Annotated in this window: 13 protein-coding genes; 10 read left to right on the forward strand and 3 right to left on the reverse strand. The window is 45.1% G+C overall.

Annotated elements, in window-relative coordinates; translation table 11 throughout:
- Window positions 1-116 precede the first annotated feature (116 nt).
- Together R7070_RS17465 and deoD are read right to left on the reverse strand one after the other, a co-directional pair.
- Window positions 117-1,586 carry a hypothetical protein gene (locus tag R7070_RS17465; protein ID WP_005383936.1) on the reverse strand — a complete coding sequence of 490 codons (1,470 nt, stop codon included), beginning with the start codon at window positions 1,584-1,586 and terminating at the stop codon, window positions 117-119.
- Between the two features lie 70 nt (window positions 1,587-1,656).
- Window positions 1,657-2,367, reverse strand: coding sequence for a purine-nucleoside phosphorylase (gene deoD / locus R7070_RS17470; RefSeq protein WP_005375140.1), 711 nt, complete (start codon window positions 2,365-2,367; stop codon window positions 1,657-1,659).
- A 398-nt stretch (window positions 2,368-2,765) separates the two neighbouring features.
- Here deoD and R7070_RS17475 point away from each other — a divergent pair, with 398 nt between their 5' ends.
- The 4 genes from R7070_RS17475 to R7070_RS17490 are packed head-to-tail and all read left to right on the forward strand — an operon-like array spanning window position 2,766 to window position 6,877.
- Window positions 2,766-3,716 carry a YbgA family protein gene (locus R7070_RS17475; RefSeq protein ID WP_213910467.1) on the forward strand — a complete coding sequence of 317 codons (951 nt, stop codon included), beginning with the start codon at window positions 2,766-2,768 and terminating at the stop codon, window positions 3,714-3,716.
- A complete protein-coding gene (locus R7070_RS17480) occupies window positions 3,706-4,506 on the forward strand; it encodes a MerR family transcriptional regulator (protein ID WP_005375142.1) in 801 nt (266 codons plus the stop codon). The genes R7070_RS17475 and R7070_RS17480 overlap by 11 nt, the downstream gene beginning before the upstream one ends.
- Before the next feature lie 22 nt (window positions 4,507-4,528).
- On the forward strand, window positions 4,529-5,944 hold the full coding sequence (phrB, locus tag R7070_RS17485; RefSeq protein ID WP_005383934.1) for a deoxyribodipyrimidine photo-lyase: 1,416 nt from the start codon (window positions 4,529-4,531) through the stop codon (window positions 5,942-5,944).
- A 6-nt stretch (window positions 5,945-5,950) separates the two neighbouring features.
- On the forward strand, window positions 5,951-6,877 hold the full coding sequence (locus R7070_RS17490) for a L,D-transpeptidase family protein (protein ID WP_025768560.1): 927 nt from the start codon (window positions 5,951-5,953) through the stop codon (window positions 6,875-6,877).
- 26 nt (window positions 6,878-6,903) lie between these two features.
- On the opposite strand, the gene R7070_RS17495 is transcribed toward R7070_RS17490, so the two are convergent.
- On the reverse strand, window positions 6,904-7,158 hold the full coding sequence (locus tag R7070_RS17495; protein ID WP_005375145.1) for an Lpp/OprI family alanine-zipper lipoprotein: 255 nt from the start codon (window positions 7,156-7,158) through the stop codon (window positions 6,904-6,906).
- 550 nt (window positions 7,159-7,708) lie between these two features.
- Here R7070_RS17495 and R7070_RS17500 point away from each other — a divergent pair.
- The 6 genes from R7070_RS17500 (at window position 7,709) to R7070_RS17525 (ending at window position 17,832) form a co-directional block, all read left to right on the forward strand.
- Window positions 7,709-9,052: a DEAD/DEAH box helicase gene (locus tag R7070_RS17500; protein ID WP_031778885.1), complete on the forward strand. Its 1,344-nt coding sequence runs from the start codon at window positions 7,709-7,711 to the stop codon at window positions 9,050-9,052.
- Window positions 9,053-9,376: 324 nt separating this feature from the next.
- A complete protein-coding gene (locus R7070_RS17505; RefSeq protein WP_318141265.1) occupies window positions 9,377-11,374 on the forward strand; it encodes a prolyl oligopeptidase family serine peptidase in 1,998 nt (665 codons plus the stop codon).
- Entirely contained in the window at window positions 11,375-13,516 is a 2,142-nt protein-coding gene (locus R7070_RS17510; protein ID WP_158155454.1) for a TonB-dependent hemoglobin/transferrin/lactoferrin family receptor, read from the forward strand.
- 9 nt (window positions 13,517-13,525) lie between these two features.
- On the forward strand, window positions 13,526-15,778 hold the full coding sequence (locus tag R7070_RS17515) for a proprotein convertase P-domain-containing protein (protein ID WP_171342470.1): 2,253 nt from the start codon (window positions 13,526-13,528) through the stop codon (window positions 15,776-15,778).
- A 25-nt stretch (window positions 15,779-15,803) separates the two neighbouring features.
- Entirely contained in the window at window positions 15,804-17,255 is a 1,452-nt protein-coding gene (locus tag R7070_RS17520) for a DUF1566 domain-containing protein (RefSeq protein WP_005375150.1), read from the forward strand.
- 1 nt (window position 17,256) lies between these two features.
- A complete protein-coding gene (locus R7070_RS17525; RefSeq protein WP_017635423.1) occupies window positions 17,257-17,832 on the forward strand; it encodes a DUF1566 domain-containing protein in 576 nt (191 codons plus the stop codon).
- Window positions 17,833-17,870 lie beyond the last annotated feature (38 nt).

A 17,870-nucleotide genomic window follows, 5' to 3' on the forward strand; every position in this document is an offset into this window, starting at 1 on the left:
TTAGATGCATGTTTCTTTACCAAAGCGATGCGGATAACGTTTTGGTAAACGATCAGGGGCCGTAATGTATACCGTTACAACCCCTAATTACTACATCTAAATTACCAATAGAATAGCTACGATAGGAGCTGTTTGATTGTCAAAGGTGCATCAGAGACTTCTAACCTTTGTGCAGCGGTAAGACCTTGTTTATCCTGATAGCACAAATTATGCCAAGCTCTGAATATATCTAAAAGAGGTAAAATACCAGCAGGTCGTAATTTGCGACGTGGCTCGTTAATGAAGCTTTCGAAAAGAATCTGAAAGCGGTTTTGATAAAACTTCACATGACGAGTTGTCGCAACGTTAAACCATTTTTCGGGCTCATTTTGATCGCCAGCGAGGTAGCAAATGCCTTTGTGGTTTTCGTTTTGACTAGAGATTGCCCAACGATCGCGCCACCAACTCATATAGGCGATATCGACTTTGCCAAAGGGAGTGCTCATGTCCCAACTAGCGTCCTCTTCTACGTACATCAAGTCGACACTTTTCTCTTTAATACGAGGTAAACAAACGCTCAGTGCAGCTGAACGTAGTAGGGGATCTTGAGGCATGTATAGAGATACACGTTTGTTTGGGCAGCACATATCAAGTACGTGCAAATAGTGTGCATATGAGGTGTATGGTGGACGGACTAATGCCCCTTTTGAAGGGTAATGAAATACAGATAGATTACCAAGAGGGTCTTCTACGTTACCGCGAGCCAAAATTGTTTGGTATTTTTGGTCAATTCGCTCTCTGAGGTGATGAGAAGGTTCCGCAAGCGGCTCACTTGCTTCCGCTACGTACTCCTGGGAAACAAAACGAGACACCTCATCGTAAGGGTTATGATCGAGCGTTGCGATTGGCTCTTCATCAGCGGAATAATTGACGTGCTGGCAAAGAATATAGCCAGAATGCGCTTCGCCAGAAACAATCCAATACACACCGTTATTGCTGTTCGGTTGCAATGCAATATAGTTTGAGGCCAATTCATAATGCGTTGCGTGGTTTACCCAGCGCGCATCAATGGTTGCCAGCTTACGGCGGCAGCGGCTAGCTATATGGTCAACATGATCGTAAAAGGTTTTTGGGTTAATACTAAGCTTGCGGCAGATTTCTCGTACTGAATATCCCGTAAACAACAAGCCCATCAAGTTCTCTTGAAATTGAAGCTTCTTGTTGGCACCAGACCACTTGTCGACAAAGGTACTTTGACACACTTTACAGCGGTAACGTTGGCGATCGCCACTGTAACCGAAAGCGTGATAGAGGTGTTTGTGAGTGTGGACAGAAAGTCCAAAGTTGTCGCAATCATCATTACGGCAAGCAGGCAACCCGTCACTGTGGACGTGCCGCAGGCGATGAAGTTCGTTCACGACATCGCGATTATTAAGTAAGGGGGGGAAAGCTCCACATTCACGGCATACCATCGCCGGACGCTTAGGGTTCGCATGTTGCAGAACGTAACGCTTTGCATCACTCAATCCAAAGTTGTCACACGCCAATGTTTTACAAAAGTTGAGTTGTAACCCATCTGCGTCTTTTGGCAGTTCGCCGTTAGACACAATCGCCCCCTCGGGATAATTCGGGCAGCCAGCATAACTCTGGCTGCAAATTATTACTTACTATTTGTTCTTAGATGTTGATTGCAGTTTCTAGTGCAACTTTCATCATGTCGTTGAACGACTTCTGACGCTCTTCTGAGCTTAGTTTTTCACCACGGATGATGTGGTCAGAAACTGTCAGGATAGTCAGTGCTTTCGCGCCTAGGTCAGCTGCTACGCCGTAGATACCAGCCGCTTCCATGTCTACACCTAGGATGCCTAGTTTTTCCATCTTCTCGAAGATGTCTGCTTCTGGTGTGTAGAACAGGTCTGCAGAGAATACGTTACCTACTTTTACAGGCACTTCCTGAGCGCGCGCTTGGTTAACGGCTTCTTCTAGAAGACCGTAATCAGCGATTGCTGCGAAATCGTGGTTGTTGAAACGGATACGGTTAACTTTAGAGTCTGTAGAAGCACCCATACCGATAACAACGTCCATTAGTTTCACGTCGTCACGTACTGCACCACAGCTACCTACACGGATAACGTTTTTCACGCCGTATTCAGCGATTAGCTCGTGTACGTAGATACAGCAAGACGGGATACCCATGCCGTGGCCCATTACAGAAACTTTTTTGCCTTTATAAGTGCCAGTAAAGCCGAACATGTTGCGAACGTCACAAACTTGTTTCACATCTTCTAGGAACGTTTCAGCGATGTATTTAGCGCGCAACGGGTCGCCTGGCATTAGAACTGTTTCAGCGAAATCACCTGGTTGTGCGTTAATGTGTGGGGTTGCCATAAGTGCTCTCCAAAGTTTTGTTTTGATAAAACGCCTCTATTATAGAATGCTATTACCAATTCTGTTGAACTTGTTCGTTTTCGTTGAGGCAATAATATCGGGACGTACAGTAGCCCCTTGAGAGCTTAGTCACAAAAACCACGCATTTAGAAACTGCAACTCCTATTGATAACCAAATCTGTTGAAATCAAAAGAGCAATCGATTTGCTTTTGAGCAGTTTGTCGATTGCGCGCACAAATTCTTTGTTTTTGGGCCAAACTTTTTTCTGAAAGCTGGTTGATCGAAATACTTTCGAGTGAAGTAAAACGATTAAATTGTACAACTTATTTTCTTGTACAATCTGGAAAGGCTTGCTATAAGTTATACAACAAAACTTTTTGTATAGGGATGCGTCATCATGGAATCTTCGATCAAAGTAGGTATCAGTTCGTGTGTTTTGGGTGAACGAGTGCGTTTTGACTCTGGTCATAAGGTGAGCAACTTTGTGACTAAAGAGCTTAGCCCGTATTTTGACTTTATTTCGGTATGCCCTGAAATCGGCGTAGGTATGCCAGTACCCCGTCCAACCATTCGTCTTGTTTCTAATGAAGAGCGTGTTGCATTGGTTGAAACCAAAAATCCAGAAAATGATCATACCGACAATATGCTCACTTACTCGGCCAATAAAGTAGATGAACTTCAAAGCGAGCAGCTTTGTGGTTACATCGTTTGTGCCAAGTCACCAACTTGTGGCATGGAGCGAGTCAAGGTTTACAGCAAGAACAGTGCTGCGAAAGAAGGTGTTGGCTTGTATACACAAACATTGATGCAAAAAATGCCTTGGTTGCCTGTTGAAGAGGATGGCAGACTTAACGACCCTGTATTGAAAGAAAATTTTATTACTCGAGTATTTTGTCTAAATGACTTTTACGACTCGATGGATGGTGAGCCTACTCGTGGCAAAATCATCGACTTTCATTCGCGCTACAAACTGACGTTAATGGCACACCACCCAGAGTCATACCGATCCCTTGGCCGCTTAGTTGCCGATGTCGCTAATTATGAAATTGAAGACTTTTACCAAGAGTATCGTTTAGGACTGATGAAGGCGTTAACGAATCGGGCTAGCCGCAAAAATAACACAAATGTGTTGATGCATTTACAAGGGTACTTCAAACGCTCACTAACTAAAGAAGAAAAAGAAGAGTTAGCGACAGTGATTCACGACTACCGTATCGGAATGCTGCCTCTGCTAGCTCCACTTACGTTGATTAAGCATTACTTAAATACTTACCCAGACGAGTATTTAGCAAAACAGAAGTTTTTAGAACCGTATCCGCAGGAGATGAGATTACGCTATGGTTTGTAGTTCAGAAGAAAAACTATACGCGATCCGAGATGTCGCAGAAATCACGGGTGTAAAACCAGTTACGCTGAGAGCTTGGCAACGAAGATACAACTTGATCCAACCTCAGCGAACTGAAAAAGGACACAGACTTTATCGCCAGCAAGATCTCGATACGATTCGCGAAGTCCAGAGCTGGCTCGCGAAGGGAATTTCGATTGGTAAAGTGAAGGGGCTGCTAGGAAAAAGCGCCGATGTCGAAGTCAAAAACGAGGTTCGCACACTCGAAGAAGTTGAAAACATGCTGCTTGCGCTGTCTACCCTGAATCGAGGAAAAGCAGAGAGTTTACTTGCCTCTGTTCTTAAAGAGTATCCACTAAAACTCGTTATTGATCAGTTTATTAGCCCAGTATTTGATGCGCTAGATATGGTGAAAGGATCGCTGCGATCTTTGCAGGTGGGGTTATTTCAGACTTGTTTAATCACTCGACTTGCCCTTGTTATCGATTCTGAAAACAAAGCCGCTTCCAAAGGAAAGTGTCTGCTCATTAGCTTTGAACAAAACAGAGAATCTGAGAGTTGGATTCAAGCAGCGAAGCTTTGTGAACAAGGGTATCACACGACTTTGATCGATAAGGTTGATGATGTTTCTGGTCTACTAGATCACGAGGTCATTGAAAATGGTTCGTTTATCTACCTTTTCTCCAATAAAGCACTAGCTGCTAAACAAGTAGCGTCCATCAAAATGCTTCACGCACAGCTAGGTGATCGGATGGGGTGCTCTGAAGTGATAGAGAAATTACACCTAACGTAGTAGACAAAAGATAGGAGCTACCATGATTTTAGTATGGTTTCGACGTGACTTACGTACGTTAGACCACACGGCACTCAAAGCTGCATTGGATTCAGGTCAGCCTGTCGTCGCTTGCTTTATCGCGACGCCAGAGCAGTGGCGGGAGCATCACATGGCGCCGATGCAGGCAGACCTCATTGCTCGTCGCTTAGCTTGTCTTAACGAGGAGCTTGAAAGCCTTAATATTCCCTTTTTGTACAAAGAGGTACCGTCGTTTTCCGATTGTACAGATGTGATTAGTGGGTGGGCGGAAACACTTGAAGCCACGTCTGTCATGGCAAACATTCACTATGAGGTGAACGAACGAGAGCTCGATACACAAGTAAGTGAAGCGTTAGCTTCTCACGATATCGAATTTGAACTGTTTCATGACAAATGTGTGCACGCGCCAACGACGGTTCTTAATAAGCAAGGCGAATATTTTAAGGTGTTTACGCCATTCAAGCGTGCTTGGTTAACGCAGTTCCATATGCCGACGGTGGTAAAACCTCACGAGCAAGCGCCACTCAATAAAAAGGTACTCGAACAATTAGAGTCGGCTCGATTTAATTCAAGCTTCACATTTAGCTATCCTCGAGAATCCAGTGAAGACTGGCTGGCTTCGACTAATGATATTTTGAAGCAGCTTAGGGAATTTGCACGGGAGCGCAGTGACGCGTATCAAAGCGAGCGAGACTTTCCAGCTATTGATGGCACTAGCCAACTGTCTCCATACCTTGCGATTGGCGCGCTATCACCAAGGCAGTGTATTGCTCGTTTGTATGCTGAAAATCAACAAAATGACCTTACAGAAGGGAAAGCAACTTGGTTAAGTGAGATCATTTGGCGTGAGTTTTATCAGCACCTATTGGTTTTCGAACCAAAACTCGTCAAAGGCAAAGGATTTATCGATTGGGAGGATAAAATCCAGTGGTCCTATGATGAGAAAGCCTTTGAGCGATGGAAGACAGGAACAACAGGATACCCAATCGTTGATGCAGCAATGCGTCAGCTCAATCAAACAGGCTGGATGCACAACCGATTACGTATGATTGTCGCGAGCTTTCTTACCAAGGACTTACATATTGATTGGCGATGGGGAGAAGCGTACTTCATGAGTAAGCTGGTGGACGGCGATTTTGCAGCGAACAATGGTGGCTGGCAATGGTCTGCTTCTACGGGTTGTGACGGGCAGCCATACTTTCGTATTTTCAACCCGATAAGCCAAGGCGAAAAGTTCGATGCTAATGGTGAATTTGTGCGCCACTGGGTACCAGAAATCAAAAGTGTACCGAACAAATACATCCATAAACCTTGGACTTGGGAGGGCTTTTCTTTACTGGAATATCACAAGCCGATGGTTGATCACAAGACAGAAAGAGAGATAACCTTACAGCTCTTTAAAAGTGCCAAGGAATAGAGTGAAATGCTTAGCAAAAAGCGATCAATGAGTTTCGCAAAACGTACCCTGCTATCTGTGTCGTTATCTTTAGTGAGTGGTCTATCATTCGCTAAGATGTACGAATTACCAGAGGATGGAAGCCGTTTAATTGGTCGCCTTGAAAACCACGTCGTTCAAGAAGGCGAAACCATGGCAAATATCGCTAAGCTCTACGATGTGGGTATGCTAGGTTTAATGGCCGCAAACAAAGGAGTGGATCCCTTCTTACCAGAAGAGGGGCATGTTCTTACTATTCCGACACAGCTAATCCTCCCAGACGTACCTTATAAAGGTATCGTTATTAATCTAGCCGAGCTGCGCTTATATTACTTTCCGAAAGGAGAGGATATTGTCCATGTATTTCCTGTCGGAATTGGCCGAATAGGGCGCGATACCCCAGTAATGACAACGCGTATCAGCCAAAAACGACCGAACCCTACATGGACTCCTCCAGCCTCTATTCGTGCCGAGTACAAAGCAAAGGGCATTGACCTACCAGCCGTTGTTCCTGCGGGGCCTGATAATCCACTTGGTATGTTTGCATTGCGTTTAGCTTACGGGAATGGCGAATACCTAATTCATGGTACCAACAAGGACTTTGGGATTGGTATGCGAGTCAGCGCGGGTTGTATTCGTATGGACCCAAGTGACATTGAGTGGTTATTTGACAAGGTTCGTAACGGCGAAGACGTTAACATCATTAACCAGCCTATCAAAATGACACTTGAGCCTGACAGAAGTGTGTTCTTAGAAGCACATGAGCCTTTAACTCGTAGTAATGGCGAGAAAGATGAACTGAAAGTGCCGAAAGAGTTAAAGTGGTGGTTGGATGAATTCGGTATGAAAAACGTGAAGGCTAAAGCAGCAATCGCTGCACAGAATGGGGTTCCTATCGAAATAACCGCGCCTTAACGGGCGTTAAGACGCGGTATTAAATCTTACTTAGTGTAAGACTGAGCGATGTTATCGATACGCTCGTTAGCACGCTCAGCTTCTTCTTGAGCAGCCATTGCTGCTGCGCCTGATTTTTGAACGTCAGATTGAAGAGCTTGTACGTCTTGGCTTAGTTGGCTAACTTGGTTGCTTAGTTCGTCTAATTTTGCTGCATTTGCTGTAGCTGCGTCATCAGAAGAAGCACAACCGGCTAGTAGAAGTACTGAAGTTGCTGCAGCTGCGATCAACGTTTTGTTCATATAAGAACTCCTTGCTTATAGTGAAAGTCTCGCCACTAACTATTATTTTATACAGTAGCGAGGTTAAATGTGGTTACATTTTATCAGTACATGATGTAGCAAAAGTCAAAAAAACCCAAGAATTTCATGGAGTACCTGACGTCAACTTTTACCTGAACTTAACAAAGTTTAACTACCTATCCTTTATTTCGTTCTCACAACAGTTTTCATAGCAGGTGTATTTGCCACGTTCCTGATATCAATAATTTAGACGATATTGACACAAATGAAAGTTTATTGGCCCAAATAACTGCTATTTAAGTCGTTTTGTTGATGGATAGAAGGCATATTTGAACGGCTTTTCTCTAAACTTCCTGTCCAGCTGCTCATCAAAAAGGCTAGTCTTTACTCTGAACTGAGCCACAAATGATGTTTTACCGTTACCACAGGGAATTAGTTTGTGTGATCTCTATCTATACTCCTATGATTTGCGGTATTATACCGAGCTTTATTTTTTTGCTGCGTTAGAGCGGAAACGACACTACAGAGCGCTCAGACGCTGACTGATTTATTGGAGAATACTTTGCAATTTAAAGATCTAGGCCTAGACAACCGATTGTTGAAGAACCTAAAACACTACGATTTTAAAAAAGCGACTGACATTCAGCAGCAGGCGATTCCTGTTGCGATTGCAGGCAAGGATCTATTGGCATCTTCGAAAACAGGTTCGGGCAAGACTTTGGCGTTTGTATTGCCAATGCTTCATAAGTCTTTAAAGACAAAATCGTTTTCTGCGAAAGACCCTCGCGCGGTAATCCTTGCTCCTACTCGTGAGCTAGCGAAACAAGTATATGGTGAGCTTCGTTCTATGCTAGCTGGCCTATCTTATGAAGCAGCACTGATTTTGGGTGGTGAGAACTTTAACGATCAGGTAAAAGCTCTGCGTCGTTACCCGAAATTTATCGTGGCGACACCAGGACGTTTGGCTGATCACTTAGAGCACCGTTCGCTTTATCTGGATGGTTTGGAAACGCTAATTCTGGACGAAGCAGACCGTATGTTGGATTTGGGCTTTGCACCAGAGCTTCGTCGCATTCATAAAGCAGCCAAGCATCGTCGTCGTCAAACGTTGATGTTCTCTGCGACATTAGATCATGCAGACGTCAATGAAATCGCGGCTGAAATGCTCAATGCGCCAAAGCGAATTGCTATCGGCGTTTCTAACGAAGAACATAAAGATATCACGCAAAAATTTTACTTGTGTGATCACCTAGATCATAAAGAGGCAATTTTAGATCGTGTTCTTTCTGAGGCTGAATACCGTCAAGTTATTATCTTTACGGCAACGCGTGATGATACTGAGCGACTAACAGAAAAGCTGAACGAAAAGAAACTGAAGGCTGTAGCACTAAGTGGTAACTTGAACCAGACTCAACGTAACACCATTATGAGTCAGTTTGAGCGCGCAGTATTTAAGATCCTTGTAACGACTGATGTTGCTTCCCGCGGTTTGGATATTGCAACTGTGACACACGTCATCAACTTCGATATGCCAAAGCATACCGAAGAATACGTACACCGAGTTGGTCGTACTGGTCGTGCTGGAAACAAAGGGGATGCAATCTCTCTTGTTGGTCCAAAAGACTGGGATAGCTTTAAACGTGTAGAAGCATACCTACAACAAGATCTTGAGTTTTCAGTGTTCGAAGATTTGAAAGGTAAGTTTAAAGGCCTTAAGCCACCTAAACCAGATTTTCGCAATAAGAAAGCGACCGCAAAGAAAGCTCGCCCTCAAGCGAAAAAGTCGGCGAAAAAACCAGCTAAGCGTGACAAGAGCTTCTACAAAAACGTATCTGTGGGTGATGATGTCTTCATCCCTAAGAAAAAACCAGCGGCACCGAGCTCTGAAGAGTAAAAGCTGCTGTAGTTTCCCATTGATTTTAGTTCTTAAAAATCCGAGTGTTCGCACTCGGATTTTTTATGTCTGTCGCTAGGTGAAATAGCGTCTTTCCATACTCACTCGTTAGTCAGCTTTTATATCTGTCTGGTTGTATATAAACAGCATAGAACGCTAATTTAGGAAGTTATTAAGTTTTATAACCTCGGTCAAAGCAAACGTTTTTCCTCACACACTAGATAAAAATCTTACATGGTTATGAAAATGATAATTGATCTCATTTTTATTTGAGGGCAGAATACGTGCCATTGTATTAATCCTATAAATGAATTCGCTCTCTATATGAAATTTACTCATGTTTTTTTAGGGCTCATAATTACCTCTAGTTCTGGCTTTGCTGCTGATGATTTCAACTGGCTTCGAGATGATGCTCGTAAAGATGAGCGAGTTCTTACCTACCTAACAGAACAAAACCACAAAACTGAACAGCACCAAAAAAGTTATCAGACGTTGACAAAAAAACTACTCACGCAGTGGGATACCATGGTGGCAGACAAAGGTGATAAGCCATGGTCGATCGTGAGTGGAAGAGAATGGACGCTAACGCGTCGCGATGGTCGTTACTTACTATTATCCCGTGCGAGTCAACATGCACCAGAAAACGTGGTGTTCGATTTCGATGAACGACAATCTGCGCATCAGTACTACCAACTTGGTCAATGGCAAGTGAATGGTGACACATTACTTTTCACGGAAGATATCGACGGCAGCGAACAATATCGCGCCGTGGTTGTTGATTTACTCTCCGGTCAATCTACGGAACTGGCGACGCACATCGATAGTGGCGTATTGTTGTCACCTAACGGGAAAGTGGCATTCCTTGTTGCAAAAGAAAAGCGTACCCAGCGACCTCATCAGATCTTACGTATCTCCACTGAATCTTTGGCAAAAACAGTCCTATGGAATGAACCCAAGTCAGATTGGTTACTTTCTTTCTATCGTGCGGCAGATAGCCGTTATGCTGTGCTGCAAAGCAACAACGAGTCAACAACAGAGCAGAAGCTTGTCGACCTAGAAACGGGCACTGTCTCAGATTCATTGCGAAAGCCTGAAGTGGGTGTGGAATATTACGCGGATGTGGCGAAAGGTTACATTTATCTTAAAAGCAACCTGGAAGGAAAGTTCGCCCTTTACCAAGCCGAACTCGCACCGCTTGGCGCAACATGGCAACGCTTTAGCAATCCTCGTGAGCCGCTTGAACAGTTCTACCTTTATGATGCAGGAGTTGTGGCACTTAGTAAGCCAAACAACTTGTCGACATTGACGGTGTATTCTTACCAAGGGCAGGAAAAAGTGATACTGCCATTGGAACACGATGGTAATGTCGCTTGGCTAAGCACGTTGGGCGATTTTGAATCAAACAAGATTCGTATCCGAAGCATGTCGATGACTACGCCTCCTCAGTGGGAAGAGTTCGATGTAAAAACGCTGAATAAATCCTTGTACTCTCAAGATGCTTACCAAGACTTTGATAGTCAGCGTTATGTATCCCAACGTATTTTTATTAAGCACGACGGCGTTTCTGTCCCGGTCTCTTTGGCGTATCGCAAAGACAAATTGCACCCACAATCTCCTGTGATGATTTACGGTTACGGCGCGTATGGTTTTACGATGAAACCGTATTTTATGCCTCAGGTTATCAGTTTACTCGACCAAGGTGTGATTTACGCTATCGCCCATGTCCGTGGCGGTGGGTACTTTGGCGATGAATGGCACGAGCAAGGCCGTGGTGTGCGAAAAGCCAATTCTATTGGTGATTTTGTCGCGGCCGCGAAGGCGCTGCAAACATTCGAACGTGGCAATAGAGAGGTTTTCGCCATCGGTTCTAGTGCTGGTGGTACGTTGGTGGCCGGAGCGGTTAATCAAGATCCTAAATTGTTTTCAGGTGTCGTACTTAAAGTGCCTTTTGTTGATGTGGTTGCAAGTATGTCGGATACCTCACTTCCGCTTACCACACAGCAGTATGGCGAATGGGGTAACCCAACCAAACCTGAACAATTGGCGTTAATGAAGGCGTACGATCCGATTCTCAATATCCATAAAAACGCTTACCCACCCATGTTGGTTCAAGTCGGTTTAATTGATCAGCGCGTCCCATATTGGGAAGGCGCAAAGTATCTGGCTAAAGTTTCAGCGTTAAGTGAGCGCAACGGGCCGTACTTGTTGCAAACTGATTTTAATTCGGGCCACCAAATGGACCCACGACAAGCGCAAGAACAACAAGCAAAAGAATACGCATTTCTACTATCACTCATTAAAACATCTAAAGCGGAGCAGTAAATGAAGCTTACCCCAGTGTCAGCGGCAGTACTTTCGGTACTTGCTGCCAGTCAAGTGCACGCCGAATCTAAGGTTTTCTCAATGGAAGAGGTGGTGGTAACCGCCAATAAAATCGATCAGCCATTGTCAAAAGTGGCAGGTAGTGTCGCGGTTATCACAAACGAGCAAATCGAAGAAAGAGGCGAGACCGAGCTATATGACGTGCTGCGTAACGAACCTGGTGTAAGTGTGACGGGCGGTGCAGGACGTCCGCAAAACATTACCATCCGTGGTATGACGGGTAACCGCATTATGATCGTTCGTGATGGCATTCGTTCTGCGGATGGCTTCGGTGCGAATGACATTAATGATGCAGTTGGGAGAGATACTTTTGATTTATCCAATTTTGAATCGCTGCAAATCATTAAAGGGGCAAGTTCTTCGGTGCATGGCTCTGGCGCGATCGGCGGTGTGGTGATTTTAGAATCCAGTCAGCCGGGTGATTTCTTAAAAGACAAAGACTTCTACACCGATGTTTCCGGTACTTACACCGATATCAGCAACAAGTACAAAGGCACGAGTAATCTAGCTTTTCGTTCCGGTGATACAGAGAGTTTGTTTAACGTTTCATACTGGCAGGGGCAAGAGACACGTAACTTTGATGAAGATTTGTATAACCGCGACCTAGATGGTTACAGCGGTGCTTATACGATCAACCACTTTTTCAATGAAGAGGTGATGTTGAAAGCCAAAGCGGAACTTTACACCCAGAATCAAGAGCGTTTGGAGGGATCACCGTCCATTCAACCTGATGGAATCTGGCATATTGAAGACTTTGCTGAAGATGAAACCTCCGAAGAGTACAGCGCTTACATTGGTGCAGAGGTGACACCGATTAATCCAACTTGGTTCGAAGAGTTGGATACCAAAGTTTACTGGCGTCACACCGAAGTGGTGGAAGACACCAACCGTTTAATGCGCCAAGTGGATCACAATGGTTTGATCACCAAGCGTCGCGAGCTGGAACACAAAACCTTCATTGACGAAACAATTGGCTTCCGTGGCGATTTAACCAATACGATTTATGCAGCAAATGCTGAGCACCAATTGGCTTACGGTGTTGAGCTTTCTACAGACTATTACGAACGCACAGATAGCGACTCCAAGATTGATTGGAACGGAGTAACACCTTCGACCAAACAACCTTTCGCTCCTGCTCGTGCTTATAACATTGGCTTGTATGTTCGAGACATGGTGGAACTGGATAAATGGACCATCACAGGTGGCCTACGCTTTGATGCCCACCGTCTCACGCCAGACGGTGCGGGTGAAGTGGGCGGCTTCCCATTAAAAGACATGGATAGCTCAGAGGTATCTCCAAGTCTGTCGGTTTCGCGTGAAGTATTTGCCAACAACATTGCTTATGTATCTTATAACCATGGTTACCGTGCTCCGGAATACGATAAAGCGTATGGCTTCGTAAGCCACGACTTTGTGCCGCTCACGCCGTTTGTCATTGCACCAAACATGGATCTAGAAGCTGAAACTTCCGACTCATTTGAAATCGGTAACAAGTTCGATAACGGTCGTGCGTATGTCTATGCGTCTTTGTTCTACAACAAGTTTGAAAACTTCATCGACGTTGTGACCACGGGCTTTGACTCAAGCAATGGTAATTACATTAAACAATACCAAAACCTCGATGGTGTTGAGACGTATGGTGCAGAGCTTTCTGCGGGTTACGCGATCACTAAGCGATGGAACATCAGCACCAAGTTTGGCTACGTAGATGGCAAAGACGCGGAAGGTGAATACGTTCGAAGCATTACGCCATTCGAAGGTAACGCTCAACTGAAATACGTCAACCAAGACTTCAATGCTTACGTGGCTTGGAACTGGGCCGCGGCCATGGATCGCGTTCCTAAATGCCAGACCACGCTTGGTCTAGCGACAGATTGCGCGCAGACAAGTGCGTGGAATACGTTTGATATTGGCGCAACTTACCACGTTTCCAAAGACCTTCGTGTTAGCGCAAACATCATCAATCTGTTCGACAAAGAATACATCCGATACCAAGACGTAGCGGGTATCGCTGAGGAAAGTAAGCGTTACTCAACTGAGCCTGGGCGCTACTTCACGCTAAATGCAAAATACGAATTCTAGGACGAAATCATGAAGCTAAAACCATTGGCGTTTTCGCTGCTTATTGCTTGTACCCCTGCGGCACAGGCTGCAGAGTGGGATTATCCCGCAACGGACTCTGTGGTAACGAATGAAGCGCAAGCGAAAACTTATCTAGACAGCCACTACTCGGAAGCGGGCGAGTTTAAGTTCCGTTACAAAACCCAGTCTCAGCTTGGTGAGCATTACAATTTTGATGTTTGGGTAAACGGTGAATATCAAGCACAGCGCACCCTCGTAGTAACAACCGATAAAAATCATCACGTTGTGCGAGTGTTTAAGAGCCTTGAAGATACGATCATTCGTAACGGCAAACCAACGGTTGCAATGGAATTGGAATCACCTCGCCAACTGCAAGCACAAGAGCCACCTGCTTTGAGCTCTGGAAGTCTGGTTGATGTTGAGGTTTCTTTGTTCAACCCAGATCTTCGCACCATGCAACAGCAAGCGGCACCAGAATCGACGTGGTCAGCACTATCCGATTACCCTCAGCCGATCGAGTACGTCACCAAGTCGATTGAGGTTTTACAGTCCGGCGGTAAGTTCTATTTGTCTAACCCAAGATTGAAGCAAGTGGATGCGACGGGCTTATTTGCAGCCCCAACACCTGGTGAAGCGCCTGTACTTGATACGTTGGATTTTCTCAGCGCAGAAGGAGTTCAAGCGTTTGACAGTGTTGATGAGATGCAAAGCACCGAGTTTGGTGACAATGCGTTCCCACAGTTGATGGCTTTTTATCATCTTGATAGCTCGATCCAATATCTGACAAGCCTGACTTACGACTTGTTTGACGAACCGCTTCGTTTTGACGCTCGCGGTTTATCAAAAGATAACTCTACTTACTATTACGGTCCGAAAGCACTCATGCTAGGTGTCGGTGGTGTTTCTCCGGATGCAGTCGATGCTGATGTCGTGATACACGAGCTTGGGCATGGCATTCATTACCAAATCGTACCGGATTGGGCGTACGGTCACACTGGTGCTATCGCAGAGGGTTTTGCTGATTACTGGGCGGGCAGCGCGAGCTACCGAACTCAATATTTGGATGCTTCGCGTCGTGGTCAAGAATTCGAGTTAGATACGGTGTTCAACTGGGACGGTGTGTTCGGAACACGCAAAACAACTCGTAGCTTATGGAACCAAAGAGCTCGTTACTTCGAGGGTTCAGAGTATCCAGCGCACGTTAGTGTGGGCGGTGAACTAGGCGACGAGTTATGGTCAACGCCACTGTTCCAAGCACTTAAAGCATCGGTTGAACGATACGGTGATGATACCGATAGGGTGTTCCGCGAGTTTGACACCATTGTTCTTGAAGGCATGTACGGCATTGGTCGTGGCGTGAAAATGCATGATCTGGCGGAGTCGACCGTGTTTGCCGCAAACACCTTGTTCCCAAATAAAGACTACGCCCAATTCCTGACGGATAGCTTCAACAAACACAACTTACTTAAAGCGCCTCTTCGTGTTCGCTATGACGCTCGATACATCGCACAAGGTCAAGACGTTGGTTTGAGCCTGAGCCAAACTGGCCGTGAAGCGAGCATCAAAGGGCAATGGCAGCTAAACAACGCATCTGTTTTCGACTTTGATGAAACGCTTTCTGACTCGACCTCAATGAAGGTGGCGTTACCAAGCGGTCTAACATGTGGCACGCAATTCGATTCCTCTATTTCATTGGATTATCAATTTTCTGAAGGCCTAAAGACTCACCAGTGGAGTGAAAAGGTGATGCTGGTTAATGGTACGCCAGAGCTCGATATCCAGCCTCAACCAGTGAACTCCGCTTTGCCGGAACAGGGCGACAGACTGTTCTCTCAGACGCTATCGGACAAGTCACGCACGATTGATGATTCGTTTGCGGTTTACCTGAACATCGAACATGACTCACTGCAAGATCTGCAAGTGACGCTAGTGTCTCCACAAGGCAAATCGGTCGTGCTACTTAGCCATCAATCAAGCAATACCAAAGGATTTAAAGGTTACTTCACCGCTCAGTATGACGAGGAGTTACAAGCACTTGTCGGTCAACCGAGTTGGGGTACTTGGCGTCTCGAAGTGTCTGACCGCGTGTCAGGGAACTCTGGGGTGTTGAAAGAGTGGGGTGTGAGTCACTTTGCTCAGTATCAGTGTAGTGCTGATACCACTAAAGAAAGCAGTGGCGGTGGTTCAGGTGGCAGTGGTTCGCCTTGGACCTTGTTAGGACTTTTCCTGCTTTCAATGGTGAGAGTGATTCGCTCTCGTTAATTAAAATCAAAAGAAGATAAAATCTATGAAGTTTCAATATTCTTTCGTTGCTATGTCACTAGCCCTTGCTGGCTGTGGCGGAGGTTCTGGTGGTGACACGTCGGCACCGACCTATGATGTAGCTGGCACCATCGTTTCTGCAGGTACACTTCTTGATACGCCAGTATGTATCGATTTAAACCAAAACTACGTTTGTGATTCCACTGAACCGAGTGCTAAAACGGATAATGCCGGTAAATTTAGCCTGACTTCAAGCGACAAAAACGTACTAACCAGCACCATTCTTGCTCAAGTTGATCAAGGTTCAAACCAAACGTTGCGTCTTGCGGCTCCGGGTCAAAATTTAGCAACGGGTAACACGGTCAATGGTGTAACAACGTTGCTCGCGGGTCTTGTAATTGACGGTAAAACCGTTGCTCAAGCTGAAGAGATTGTGAAAGCGCAACTCGCCGATGCCGGCGTTTCTCTTTCTGGTACGGTGATGTCTAACGCAGAAGCTAGCGAGCTAGACAAGCTAGAGCAAAACACGGTTGTGCTATTAGCTGCGATGCAACCAAAGCAAATGACCCAAGGCGTAGCGCTGCTTGCTCAAAATCTTAGCTTTCAAGGTAAATCGTTGGCCTCTGATCTTCTGTCTGAAGCGGAAGTAAGTGCATTTGCTGAAGAAATTGTAGCGGTTGCTGAACAAACGGTTGGTAGTAACGATACGGGCGCCGTTCTTTATTTTGCTGAAGGAGCAGCAGACGTTGCTGAGGTTCAAGCGTCTTACCCTGGTCAAGATGCAGAATACGGCTTCGACAAAGAGGACAAGCAAACGTCGACAGGCGCTGGCTTTAAGTTCGTTAAGCTAGATTCACAAGGTGCAGCTTTAGCTGCAGATGCGACTGAGTGGGCTTGTACTATGGACGAGCGTACTGGTCTTGTTTGGGAAAACAAAAGTGCGGATGCGAGCTCAGTTCAATTTAAAGATCGCCTATTTGCGTTTGAGTCTGAAACATTTAAGCCATTTAGCAAAGATGTAGAGCTTGCAGGTTGTAAAGACGCTGGTGATGAAGTTTGTACCACTAGCCAATATGTTCAGTACATAAACAAACAATCGTTATGTGGAATCACTGGTTGGCGCTTGCCTACTTACCGTGAGACTTATGACTTACTAGACTTTGGTGAACAAACACTGTTTGCTCCGAACGATGAATATGCAAAATACAACGTCTATGGTTTTAATGTTAAATACTTTCCACAGCAAACCATAGGTAGCCCTTATTTAGGATATGGTGCGTTTTGGCATAGCGACTTTAAGTTTACGAATGCATCATCACAACTTATTGATGGCGAGATTTATTTCCCTGCGATTGTCTCCCGGGGCAAAGATAGAGGCACTATTTCATACGTCGAGATTCGATCAAGCAACACAAGTGCGGGTGCCGATGATTCTTACCAATTCCCAATCCGTCTAGTCGCAGTTAAGGGGCAATAAGATGAAGAAATTAATAACTGTACTATCTCTTACTTTGGCTTCTCAAACTGCAATAGCTGCACAAGAGTGTTCTACTGACTTTGCTAAAACGGCACCTAACACGCGTTATACATATTCTGAGAGCGGTACCGTAACTGACCTGAAAACAGGTCTAACATGGATGCGCTGTCCAGTTGGTATGACATGGAATGTAGGAAACCAAGAATGCCAGGGGACGCGATCTACAATGTCATGGCAACTCGCTCTCTCCACAGCCAAACAAATTCGTAATAAGGATGGCAACCATCCTCTTCACAATTTTGCTGACAAAAAAAATTGGCGACTAGCAAATATCAAAGAGCTGGTATCTCTAACTGAGCGAGCTTGCCACAGCCCAGCCATAAATAGTACAGGGTTTGCTAGCGGCTATAGTCTGACAGATGGAGATGATGTTCTAGGGCGTTATGTCTGGAGCAACACACCTAATGGCGACGGTAAGCATGTTGCAACTTTTGATACGACTAATGGTGAGGTTTTCAATAGAGATCCGTTAAACTCAAGTTTCAAAAGCTCTCTCTTGTTAGTGACAGATGAATAATAATTATTACGTTAATAAGGGTTGATAGCTTTGCCTTT

It is taken from the genome of Vibrio sp. 1557, assembly GCF_033340175.1.
Lineage (GTDB): Bacteria > Pseudomonadota > Gammaproteobacteria > Enterobacterales > Vibrionaceae > Vibrio > Vibrio alginolyticus.